General features: G+C 39.4%; 8 protein-coding genes. 3 read left to right on the top strand and 5 right to left on the bottom strand.

The window, feature by feature from the left end; translation table 11 throughout:
* Nucleotides 1–10 precede the first annotated feature (10 nt).
* The 5 genes from DCO56_RS24700 to DCO56_RS24680 form a co-directional block, all read right to left on the bottom strand.
* On the bottom strand, nucleotides 11–778 hold the full coding sequence (locus tag DCO56_RS24700; RefSeq protein WP_181390669.1) for a DUF4843 domain-containing protein: 768 nt from the start codon (nucleotides 776–778) through the stop codon (nucleotides 11–13).
* Between the two features lie 10 nt (nucleotides 779–788).
* Nucleotides 789–2,219 carry a RagB/SusD family nutrient uptake outer membrane protein gene (locus DCO56_RS24695; RefSeq protein WP_108636350.1) on the bottom strand — a complete coding sequence of 477 codons (1,431 nt, stop codon included), beginning with the start codon at nucleotides 2,217–2,219 and terminating at the stop codon, nucleotides 789–791.
* A 10-nt stretch (nucleotides 2,220–2,229) separates the two neighbouring features.
* Complete coding sequence (locus tag DCO56_RS24690; RefSeq protein ID WP_108636349.1) at nucleotides 2,230–5,703, bottom strand: SusC/RagA family TonB-linked outer membrane protein; 3,474 nt, start codon at nucleotides 5,701–5,703, stop codon at nucleotides 2,230–2,232.
* A gap of 163 nt (nucleotides 5,704–5,866) precedes the next feature.
* On the bottom strand, nucleotides 5,867–7,003 hold the full coding sequence (locus DCO56_RS24685) for a FecR family protein (protein WP_108636348.1): 1,137 nt from the start codon (nucleotides 7,001–7,003) through the stop codon (nucleotides 5,867–5,869).
* Nucleotides 7,004–7,113: 110 nt separating this feature from the next.
* On the bottom strand, nucleotides 7,114–7,686 hold the full coding sequence (locus DCO56_RS24680; protein ID WP_108636347.1) for an RNA polymerase sigma factor: 573 nt from the start codon (nucleotides 7,684–7,686) through the stop codon (nucleotides 7,114–7,116).
* Between the two features lie 402 nt (nucleotides 7,687–8,088).
* Between DCO56_RS24680 and DCO56_RS24675 the strand changes: the two genes are divergently transcribed.
* From DCO56_RS24675 to DCO56_RS24665, 3 genes are all read left to right on the top strand, one after another.
* Nucleotides 8,089–9,075 carry a LacI family DNA-binding transcriptional regulator gene (locus DCO56_RS24675; protein ID WP_108636346.1) on the top strand — a complete coding sequence of 329 codons (987 nt, stop codon included), beginning with the start codon at nucleotides 8,089–8,091 and terminating at the stop codon, nucleotides 9,073–9,075.
* Nucleotides 9,076–9,247: 172 nt separating this feature from the next.
* Complete coding sequence (locus tag DCO56_RS24670) at nucleotides 9,248–11,599, top strand: GH92 family glycosyl hydrolase (RefSeq protein ID WP_108636345.1); 2,352 nt, start codon at nucleotides 9,248–9,250, stop codon at nucleotides 11,597–11,599.
* A 19-nt stretch (nucleotides 11,600–11,618) separates the two neighbouring features.
* Nucleotides 11,619–12,338 carry a basic secretory protein-like protein gene (locus DCO56_RS24665; protein ID WP_108636344.1) on the top strand — a complete coding sequence of 240 codons (720 nt, stop codon included), beginning with the start codon at nucleotides 11,619–11,621 and terminating at the stop codon, nucleotides 12,336–12,338.

Raw genomic sequence — 12,338 nt, 5'->3', positions numbered from 1 at the left:
AGTTTGTAGGCTATTGCGCAGCGGTTCCCATACTCATTGGTTGGCCGTCTTCGTCCAAGATAAGGTTGCCAGCCGCCTTCTGTTCATTCAGGTACCGCTGCATAAATTTGCCATAGGCCAATGTTTCAGCAATTGAGATATTGGTATCCATATATTGCGGGTCGACATTCAGGACTTCAACCATTAAGTTGAGCTTTGTACGTGAAAAGGTTCCGAGATAGGGGTCGAACCACCGGGTTGGTTTTTTTATTATATCATTGATAAACCATCTATAGTTGATGAAATTTAACTTTTGACCAGTAGTCTGATTTGTAATTTTATACTGCATGTCGAGCGAAAAGTTTTCATTTTCGAGGAGGTCAAAGCTGAGCAGGAAATTTTGATCTTTCATGTCAGGAGTTCTCATAAATCTGAGCCATATGGTATCCCGAAGTTGATTCTTTTTGATCGAAAAATCCTTGTTGATGATTTCGTAGTGTTTGCCCTCAATTGCAGTAGATGATGCATTGGGAACTATTTTATACGGTCGATCGCTATCTGCTGCGTTTCCTATTGTGGCAATGACCATATGCACAAGGGAATCGACTATTGTCTCTTTAGTCAGACTGAATGAGATCAGGGTAGAATCTTTAAGGACCTCAGAGGAATAGGCGAGGGGCCGGGCTGTTTCATTAAAATAAATGGTTGGCTTTCCTTCGTACTTGTGAAGCTCTTTCTCACATGAAATGAGACAAGTAATAGCTGCGAAAGCTAATAATAAGTAGCATATATTTTTCATGTGTAGCATTTTATTGTCTATAAATTGATTCAGAATCTGGAAGAGGAACGTTATAATTTATCGTTACGTTACCACTTGTCGAAGAGCCATTGGCTACAGAGGTTACGTTCCTTCGTTTGTAATAATAAAAAAGCTGGCCCTCCCCGAAAAGGTCCTTTTGATACTCTTTTTGAAGTTCAGTCGAGATGTTTGCCGTCGCTGCTAATGGCAATAAGCCTCTGTTGGCACGTACGATATTCAGTCGTGTTATTCCATCAGCCGCAATGGGTTCACATTCGGCTGCGATGTAATAAATTTCACTTATCTTGAGCAAAGGAATACTGAAACGAAAAGTTTTGGTCTTGTCTACTACATCTGCATATTTAAGAAACGTTTTATAAGGCTTGGAGCCATTGGAGGGCATCTGCCAGTTTAGATTGTACCTGTAATCGTTTTCATTGTTTTCGTATATGGTAGCTAGCCGACTTGGCGTAGGTGCTAATATTTGCCTGTCACTAAGAGATGGATCGAACCAATTCAGGTAACGATTGTATAGCTGGGAATTCATAACGCCAAATAGCATTTCTGACGAAAATATGCGATTGGGATTTTGCTTTTCAACCAAAGCATTGGCAGAAGTTGTCCAAGGAAACTTGTCGCTTACAGCGATCACCTCTTTGGCCATGGTTAAAGCATTGGTTTTGTCGCCACGATAGAGGTAAACCCGTGCTTTGAGACCTTTTATCGCATAATAATTAAGCCGATAATTTCTGTTATTGCTTAGAAAGTCGACTAAGTCTTCTGGTTGGGCAATGTTCACATCTGTTGTGATGATGGGATCGTTTTGCAGTAAAGCTTCAGCTAGGTTTAAATCAGCCATTACATTGTCCACAAACACATTGGCTGGTAACAAAGGGTTTACCTCGGTTTTAGTGTTTCTATAATAGGGCAAACTTTGTTTTGTAGAATCTACAGTTGAGTAGCGAGGACCATATAAGCGTAATAGGTCGAAATGCAGGAATGCGCGCATCGCAATTGCTTCTCCCTTATATATGTTTTCTGTGGATTGATCGACAACGCCTTTGTATTTATCGAGATTTTCCAGGAAGACATTAATATTTAGGATCGTCGCATAAGCGGTCGACCAGATATCTTCCATACGGTCGACGGTTGGTTTATCTTTGTAGGCGTAAGTTGACGTCTTATATTGGTTATGTTCAGTACTGATATTATAGCGCTGACCGAGGATTTCGATGGTAGAAAGTGTGAGATTATCTCCATATAACTGGTTTGCTGCGAGATCCAAATAGATCCCATTCAGCACGGATCTAATACCATTTTTGGTACTGTATAACTGAGATTCTGAGACCTTGTCTTCCGGTTGAACATCCAGGAATTTTTTACAGGAGAAAAAAGAGACAGTTGTCAGCAGAATTAGGAGTATTTTAATAGTGCGTTTCATAAGTCAATAATTAAAATGATGCTCTGAAAGAGAAGGCAAATGTTCTAGCATAAGGATAGGATATACCACGCTCTCTTCTGACGGTGGAGAAATATAGGAAGTCATTTGCCATCAGGTTGACGGACAATGTCTTCAATCTCATACTTTGCAGCCAAGGACCTTTGTCAAAGAGATAGCCAATGTTTAAGGTTTCACTACTGAGCGTATTGAGTGATTGGACAAATCGTGATGATATCGGTGTCGTTGCCGTTTGGGAAATCGCTTTAAATTGCGCAATATCTCCTGGGTTTTGCCAGCGGTCGTATAAGGCACGTTTGTCCTGGTTGTTTACAATGTTGGTAAAGTTGATATTCTCCACTTTGTCAAATAATGCTGTATTGAAGATATCACCACCTAATCTATAGCGTAGGCCCAGTCCGAATGTAAATCCTTTAATCCGAAGGTTCGTGGAAATTACTCCCTCCACCTTAGGTGCTGTATTTCCGACATTGGCTACGTCAGCAGCGCTATAATCAAATGTGTATTGTCCATCCTTCGTCAAGAAAACTTCTTTTCCAGTCGTTGGATCAATTCCTAGGGATTGGGTCGCCCAAATGGCCTCAGCACTATTTCCATCTATATATCTGACTAAGGACTTGGATGTTTCCTGCTGCTTGTTAAGCGTTCTCAGGATGTCACCAAATCCGTCGTATTGGCTTTTGTAGCTTGCAGCAGTAAGACCTATATTCCAGGTGATACCTTTTTCAAGGTTATAGATCGGATAGATGGTTAGCTTTGTTTCTAATCCTTTATAGGTTAGGCTACCGATGTTATAAGGATATGAAAATACGCCTGTTGAGGACGGTAAGTCTACAGGAACGATTAAAGGATCTGTTTTCTTGTTATACGCATTGATATAACCTGTAAAACGATTGTTGAATAGGGTGAAATCTAAAGAGGTACTGATCTGTTGTGTTTTTTGGGGCTCTAGATTGGGATTCCCCAACATATTAAGTGTTACGCCCTGACCGAACTGGTTGTAATTTGTACTGGTATAATTGTATAATGAAATTGAGCTGATATTAGCGAAATTCTGATTACCGGTGATACCCACATTTCCGGTTAGCCGTAAAGAGTTTATCCAGGGCATTTTTTTTGCGAATGCTTCTTTGTGGATATTCCAGCCTAAACCGACGGCATAATAGGGTGAGAATTGCTTGTTACTTCCATAAGCCGTTGAGCCATCCAATCTGTATACAACATCGAATAGGTAGCGGTTATCATAAGAATAATTGGCACTTAGTGTTGTATTGACTGTACGATATGTGCTACTGGATGCTACCGGAGCACCGTCGAGTAAATAACTATAGGCAAAGCGCGGGTTGCCCGTGTTTCCTGCGGGAAATCCTTCAGCTACAGTTGTATAGGCATCGTTTTTATTTTCAGCGATTGTATTGCGCCAGTTGGCGTTTAATTGATGTTTCTGGGCAAAGGTTTTATAAAAGGTCAACATAAAATTTCCTTGATAGGAAAAATTGTTGTTTCGACTGTCCGTATATCTTCCTTTCCGTAAGGTTGGTGTTTCAAAAAAATCGCTCATCTCGGGCGACTTGTAGATTTTACCTTCTGTTGTTCCCTTAGTCATTTGTAGCGCAGCATTCGCTCTTAGATAACTCGTAATGTCATAGTTGGCATTAAAGTTATTTTGTACTTCTAAGTTTTTGGATTTATTATATTGCGGCAGCATGGCATCATATAACGGATTGGAAATATAGAAATCGACAGACGAGTTGGATTTTCGACTAATTTCCAAAAAGGGGTTTTCCCAATTTTTTTCATAATATGGATTTGTATTTACCCAGGTAGAAAATAAGCCGTATTGCGATTCGGTTGTCTTATTGCCTCTGATATAGGTAATATTGTTAATATTTACCTTATTTTTCCGATAAGTTAGGTTGATGCTACCGCTATAACTATCCCTTCCTGACCCAATCATGGCTCCTTTTCCTGTCCGATAGTTTAAGCCAAGATTGTAGATAAAAGTCTCGTCGCCGCCAGCTGCATTGATCGAGTTGTTCGTCGAGAAGCCATTTTGTAAAGGTTCGCTTAGCCAGTAACTATCAACTCCTTTTTTTACAAATGAAAGGTGTTGATGGTATAGGCTATCGAGATATACTTGTTGTGTGGGACTTGACGACGAGTTGTAACGCCCGGAGAGTCTTTCAAATTCCAATTTTTCAGTCGCATTCATCATATTGTATGCGGACAAATCGGGCATTTCAAACCTAAAGTCCTGTGTGTATGTAAACTGTAATTCACCAGGTTTGGGTTTTACTGTCTCTATAACTACAACACCGTTAGATGCTTGTGAACCATATAGTGCTGTTGAAGCGGCATCCTTAAGTATTGTTACTGATGCGACGCGGTTCATGTCAAGATCAACAATAGTTTGTATTGTTGTTGGAAAACCATCTAAGACAAATAGCGGTTGATTGGGGTCAGCCCCAAACTGGTCCGTGAGTGTGGAACTAGGAATACTACTCTTGCCACGAACTTCGATCACTGGCATGACGTTGGGATTTGATCCTGCTAAGTTGTTCTCAATTTGTAAAAAGGAAGGATCCAATGTCTTCAAACTCTGAATAATATTGTTGTTGCTTACTGCTTTTAATTCTGCACCCGAGAATTTTGTGGTCGTTCCGGTGAAGCTATCTTTATTTCTATTGATTCCTGTTCCTGTAACAACAACCTCTTCGATCGTATTGTCCTTTTTGCGAAGTTTGACAAGCATTCCACTGACGGACAATGTTGCTTTGATTTCTTGGTTTTCGTAGCCTACGAATGAGATAACGAGCATTTCATTCAATGCTGTGATTGGCAGGTTGAATACCCCATCAGCATTGGTTTTAACAGATCTTTTATCATCGTGTTTTTGACGTATTGATGCGCCTTCTACGGGTTTGCCTTGCTCATCTACGACCCTACCCTTGATTCCCTGTTGGATACTGGTGTTGACAATCTTTTCAGGTGAAATGGTTGTTATTGTTTGAAGTGGCGTTGTCGCCGCTCTCTTTTTTACAACAACTGTTTTGTCGAAAAAATCGTAAGAAAGATTCGCTTTGTTAAAAATGATATTCAGCACTTGTTTGAAGGGTGCTTCCTTTATATCAGCAGATAGATCAATGACTTGATTGATCTCATTTTTCTTGTAAAAAAATGTATATCCACTTTGTTTTTCAATTTTTTTCAAAATAGCTTCAAGGCTTGCCTTTTGCTTTTTGAGGGTGATCTGTTGTGCATAGGTGTTTGCGTCTACTTGAGACAAACCTAGGCCGATCATTAAGGTAATTAGGTTGATCCTCATGAGAGATCTCGATAATGGGCGCGCAAAAAAAAGGCTGTGTTTTTCATAGGAACGCCACGGATTGGGTACAGCATTTGCCGCCAACGTGGTCAAATGAAAATCTTTCTCCTTCTTGTTGAACGGAGTTAGTGTAAATTTCATTAAATTCGTTTGGTTTTAACGTGTTAATAATTTAGAAGTTAGACGATACTTTAATACCAACAAATCCGACGGGTTCTGCGCCAACAGAATCCGTCTTTTTATTGATATTATTGATATGATCAAGGAGGAAATTTTTTACTTTTCATAGTTCAACAATTTTTGGTTATGTAATGATTAAGTTGATTTTATTGTTTTTATCTAGCACTGCCTTTGTATTTAAATCAGCAAAATTCAACAGTTTGATTAATTTATCCAAGCTGAGGTTACGGGGAATTTTTCCAGAATATTGTTCCTTGTTGCTGTTCGCTTTATAGGTAATTGTAATATTATACCATCGGGCAATCTGTTGAAGTACTTCGGCTGTATTATTCCCATTGAAATAGAATTGACCATTTTTCCAGCTTAGCGCTTCTTCTATATCAATTTTATGAACACTCAATCCACCTTGTTTGAGTACGGCTTGTTCATTGGGCAGGAGCCGAACACGTGATTTATTGTTTTTTTCCAGAGAGACAAGGACAGAGCCCTCTGCCAAACTCGTTTGGATTTTTCCAGTTTCTGGATATGCATTGATATTGAATTGCGTTCCTAAAACTTCCACATGTTGATCTTTTGTTTTGACAATAAATTTGCTTTTATTGCTAGTCTTTCGTACGTGGAAGTAGGCTTCTCCTTGTAGTTCTACGATTCTGTTGCCCTCAGTAAAAGATGTGGGATAGGTAATTTTTGATTCCGCATTTAAGGTAACTAATGTGCCATCAGAAAGGGTTAGGTCATACGTAGCGCCCTTGGGGGTATGCATGCTGTTTTTTTGAACTATTGGCTTGTTGCTTTTCGCATCATGATAACTTATCTGTCCATTGCCATCCTTGATAATGATAACATCTCCTGTTTGAATATGCTGATTTAAATTCAGTTGTTCGAGGTCGATCTTTTTTCCGTTACCTAAAGTAATGAATGCTCGTTCTTTTCCAGCAGGGACGGAAGCCAATAATTCTTCGGAAGCAATATTTTCGGTTGAGGGCCATAAGTTGTAAGCGAAGAAACCAATAAGCAGTACCGCAGCAGAAGTACCGATATATTGCAAATATTTTAGTGTAGTGGACGTTCTTTCAGTTGTCCCGATTTCGTTCAATAAACGATTTCTGACATTTTGTTGGATGTCTGAAAGCTGTTCTTCGGGTATTTGATCGGCCGATTGCTGATCAAACCAATCAAAAAGCTGTTTACGTTCCTCAATATTTTCGGCTCGGCTCAGAAAACTGCTTATCAATCTATATAATTCTTTCACTTGCTTCATAAATCGCAACTTATACTGGTTGGTTATATTACAAGTGATGTAAATGAAGAGGAGCTTCTACTCAGAAAGTAAAAAAAAAATTTTTTATTGAAATCGACGATTACTGATAACTAAAAGAATAAAATAAAGTGGAAAAGATGGCTTGTTGCTGTACGTAGATGTCGGATGGCTTTGTTAATATGTTTTTCCACCGTGGATTCGCTGATTTCCAATTTTATAGCAATCTCTTTGTTACTCATATAATATTCCCTGCTCAATTTGAATACTTCCCGACATTTATGAGGAAGATTTTCTACTTCTTTGGCAACTATATCGATAATATAACGGTAATAGAGTCGATCTTCGATGTTTATGGATTGATCTGCAAACTCAAGATGTTCAACGTTTTGGGTAATCTTTAGTTTCATCTCTTTGCGGTAATGGGCAAGGACTAAATACCGGCAAGAACTAAATAGATATGCTGGAAGAGACTCTATTTTTTCAATTAACGCTCTATTTTTCCATACGGAAATAAAGAGGTCATGCAGGATATCTTCGGCTACTTCGCGGCTGCTGATCTTTTTTGCAATAAAAGAAGTAAGATCGGGGGCAAATAAATCATATAATGCCGAAAAAGCACGCTGATCCCCTTGCTGTACAAGGGGGAGGAGATCTTGGTAGTGATATGATCCAGTGTTTTTCATAAGGAGCTAGTCGCCAGTAAATTTAAAAAAAAATTAACATTCTCATTACAAGATTGGTAAAGTAGTGCTGTTTTTTGTGTTCATTTTTGTATTTTTATTAAAATTCAACAAAAATTTATATTTTTTAATAGGAATTAACCAATAACTCGTCATAGGCGAAATAGGCTTCCAGTAGGTTTGAAGTATAGATTAGGTATTGTTATCGTATGACAGTGAAGCTACTTTAGCTAACTTAAAATGTTGTTATCATAAAAAGGCTATTTGTTATTGCGCAAGGTAGCGGGAACAACAAAAAAGTATTCAGTTAATTCACGCAAACGATTGTGTTGATATTCATTTGCCTCAATAAGAGTTTATTCTTCTTTTATTTTCTAATTTCACCTAATTTTATGAAATGCTCTTATGGCCAAATCTATTAAAGAAATTGCACAGGAACTCAATGTATCCAAATCCACCGTTTCGTTGGTGATTAATCATAAAGCGGAGCAGGCTCGTATTAGCAAAGAGCTTGAGAAACGTGTACTGGACTATGTCAAGAAAGTTGGGTACAAACCTAATTCATTGGCAAAGAGCCTCGCCACAGGCCGTTCGAATACAATCGGACTGATTGTCGAAAATATCGGTGATTCGTTTTTCGGTCCTTTTGCGCTATATGTGGAAGAGCTTTTGCGCAAGAAAGATTACCACGTTCTATACAGCAGTACATTAGGGGATCCCCAAAATGCGCAGGATATCATTGATTTTATGCTTGAAAAGAAAGTCGAAGGCATCCTCCTGGCACCTACTGTAGATCTGGAAGAACACCAGCGAAAGATATTGGAACATAAAGTCCCTTTAGTCGTTTTTGACCGAAATTCGCCAGAAGTAGCCACACATTATGTCCATATTGACAATGGGGACAGCAGCTTGAAGGCTTGTTCACATTTGCAGTCGATTGGATGTGAAAACTTTGGATTAGTCACAATTGATTCGGATCAACCTCAGATGCTTGCGCGTAAAAATGCCTATTTGCAATTTTGTGAAGAAACGGGGATGCAAGCACGGATATTACATTTGCCCTATCAGAACCTGCGGCAGAAGGGTATGACAACCTTACAGAACTGGGTGGCAAAAAATATAGAATTGGATGGTTTATTTTTTACCACCAATTACCTGTGTATCCTTGGTCTGAAATCGCTTCGGACAGAGGAAGGAAAGAATTTTGATTTCCCATTGTTTTCTTTTGATGATCATGAATTGTTTGATCTTTTGAATCCTAAGATCTCCTGTATCCGGCAACCTTTGGAGCCTTTGGCAAAAACCTGTGTGAAAGTCCTGTTAAAAGAAATAGACCGAGGGGTTTCCAGTCCTAAAGAATACGTAATTTCGACCGACTTGATTAAAAGATAGTCGAATAGCTGAAGCGCGAATTCGCTTTGGGTTTGCCCCAAAGAAAGTAAAGCCCTATTGTAAAAATCTTAAGACCTCCGCTTCGGAAACATAGCGTTTATTTTGATTTAATAATCTTTTTTATATCTTTACTAATACGTTTTAGTAGAAATATTTATATATATCCTAAATAATGAAGAAATCATTAAGTGTTTTTTTAGGGTCATTATTGTCCTTGGGTTTGTTTTGCGCAAAACCGGTTTTGGCTCAGAAGTTTAGAGGACAGCAAATGGAAGCTGTGGATCTGGTGAATCCTTTGATGGGTACAGAATCCAAATTTGAGCTTTCCAACGGGAATACTTACCCTTCCATAGCGAGGCCATGGGGGATGAATATGTGGACGCCACAGACAGGCAAAAATGGTGATGGTTGGCAGTATCAATATACAGCTGATAAAATCCGCGGATTGAAGCAGACTCATCAGCCATCTCCCTGGATGAACGACTATGGTGTTTTCTCGATTATGCCGGTGACGGGAAAACCGGTTTTTGATCAGGACGAACGTGCGAGTTGGTTTTCGCATAAAGCAGAAATTGTGAAGCCTTATTATTATTCCGTTTATTTGGCAGATCACGATGTAACAGCTGAGATGACGCCAACTGAACGTGCGGCGATGTTTCGAATCTCTTTCAATAAAACGGATGATGCCTATATCGTGTTGGATGCTTATGAAAAAGGTTCAGAGGTGCAGATCATCCCGGAAAAAAATATGATTATTGGCTATTCTTCGAAATATGCGCGTGGACCTTTACCTGAAAATTTTAAGAATTATTTTGTACTTGTCTTCGATCAGCCTTTTGCCAGTGTTGCGACTTGGGAAGGAAAGCAAAAGAAAGATGGACAGCTGCAAATTAAAGGTGACCATACCGGTGCTATTGTTGGTTTTAAAGTCAAGGATAAATCAAAACCTGTTCAAGTCAAAGTTGCATCCTCTTTTATCAGTGCTGAACAGGCGCTGTTGAACTTAAACGAACTCGGCAATAAGTCTTTTGATCAAATTAAAGAGGATGGTCGCCAGATTTGGAATACAACCTTAGGTAAAATTAAGGTAGAAGGAGATGATATCGATCAATTGCGTACATTTTACTCGACTATGTACCGGACGTTATTTTTCCCGAACAAATTATATGAGATTGATGCAAAAGGTCAGCCTGTACATTATAGCCCATATAACGGTAAGACGCTTCCGGGATACTTGTTCGGCGGGACAGGTTTTTGGGACACATTCAGAGCCTTGTATCCTTTCTTAAACTTTATGTACCCATCGATCAATAAAGAAATGCAAGAAGGACTGCTCAATGCTTATCTTGAAGGTGGATTTCTACCTGAATGGAGCAGCCCGGGATATGCTGACATCATGGTTGGTAACAACTCCGCTTCGGTCGTTTCGGATGCTTATATGAAAGGTCTGCGTGGTTATGATATCAACAAATTGTATGAAGCCTTGCAACATGGTGCAAATAATGAGGGACCAATGACTGCTGTCGGGCGAAAAGGTGTTGAATATTACAATAGCCTGGGTTATGTTCCTTATGACGTTAAAATCAATGAAAATGCTGCCCGTACATTAGAATATGCTTATGATGACTTCACCATATACCAATTTGCAAAAGCATTAAATCGTCCTAAGGCCGAAATTGACTTATATGCTAAGCGAGCTCAGAATTATAAGAACTTATTCGATCCTTCCACCAATCTGATGCGTGGTAAAAATAAGGATGGTAAATTCCAAACTCCTTTCAATCCATTGAAATGGGGAGATGCATTTACGGAGGGCAATAGCTGGCATTACTCCTGGAGTGTTTTCCACGATGTGCAAGGACTGATCAATTTAATGGGTGGCGAAAAAACTTTTGTCAATATGTTGGATTCTGTATTTGTCCAAGCTCCAGATTTTGATGATAGTTATTATGGTGGTATTATCCACGAAATCCGGGAGATGCAGGTTGCCAATATGGGCCAATATGCACATGGTAATCAGCCAATCCAGCATATGCCATACTTGTATAACTACGCCGGCCAACCTTGGAAAACACAATATTGGGTTCGCCAGGTCATGGACAGGATGTACAAGCCGACTCCTGACGGTTATTGTGGTGACGAGGATAATGGTCAAACATCGGCATGGTATGTGTTTTCGGCTTTAGGTTTTTATCCCGTTTGTCCAGCGACAGATGAATATGTGCTTGGGGCTCCATTATTTAAGAAAGCTATACTAACTTTTGAAAATGGCAAGACATTGACCATAGATGCGCCTAAGAATTCCGGTGAAAATGTTTATGTGAATACTTTGCAGTTTAACGGAACAAATTATGGTAAAAACTGGTTGAGTCACAAGGCTCTTCATGAAGGTGGAAATCTGAATTTTGATATGGCCGCTAAACCGAACTATAATAGAGGGGCTACCTTAAGCGCGGCTCCATATTCGATGACGAATGAATTGAAGGGGGATGTGAATTCAACTAAATCAAAGAAGAAAAAATAAGCAAATTATAACTCTAATTATGAACTTTAATTTTTTGAAACAAGCATTGGCCATCGTCGGTCTGCTGTATTCTTTTTCAGTTTCGGCACAGGATAATTGGCAACATACCGAAAATGACCGTAAGGCAGCGGTGGATGTTGATAGCATTACCAAAAATGGATACACCTTGATCTGGATTAATAAAGACAAGGGGTTTAGTCCAGCCTTAAAGGATAGATTGGTGGCGGCGTATTTTACTAATTACCCCAAGCTGGCAAAGAAATATAATAACAAGACCATAAAAAAGGTATCCTTTGTCATTGACCCCGATTATAAGGGTGTAGCGGCTACAGCAGGTGGAATTGTCCGCTACAGTCCGGAGTGGTTTGCAAAAAATCCGGGCGATATAGATGTCGTAACGCATGAAGTCATGCACATTGTTCAGGCTTATCCAGATGGAGCCGGCCCTTGGTGGATTACCGAGGGAATAGCAGATTTCGTTCGGTTTGACGAAGGAATAGACAACGCTGGTGCAAATTGGAAATTGCCGGACTATACAGAGAAACAAAAATATACGGATTCATATCGTACGACGGCACGATTCCTTTATTGGATTAACAAAAATGTAAAAAAAGATTTTGTTAAAAAATTGGACGGAGCAATGCGAAATAAAACATATACCGATGATTTCTGGAAAGCACAGACCGGCAAGACGATTGACGAGTTATGGAGTGCTTATAGTCAAAGCCCTAAGATCTAA

The organism is Sphingobacterium athyrii (assembly GCF_003071065.1).
GTDB lineage: Bacteria > Bacteroidota > Bacteroidia > Sphingobacteriales > Sphingobacteriaceae > Sphingobacterium > Sphingobacterium athyrii.
This window is presented reverse-complemented; position numbering and strand designations above follow the sequence as displayed.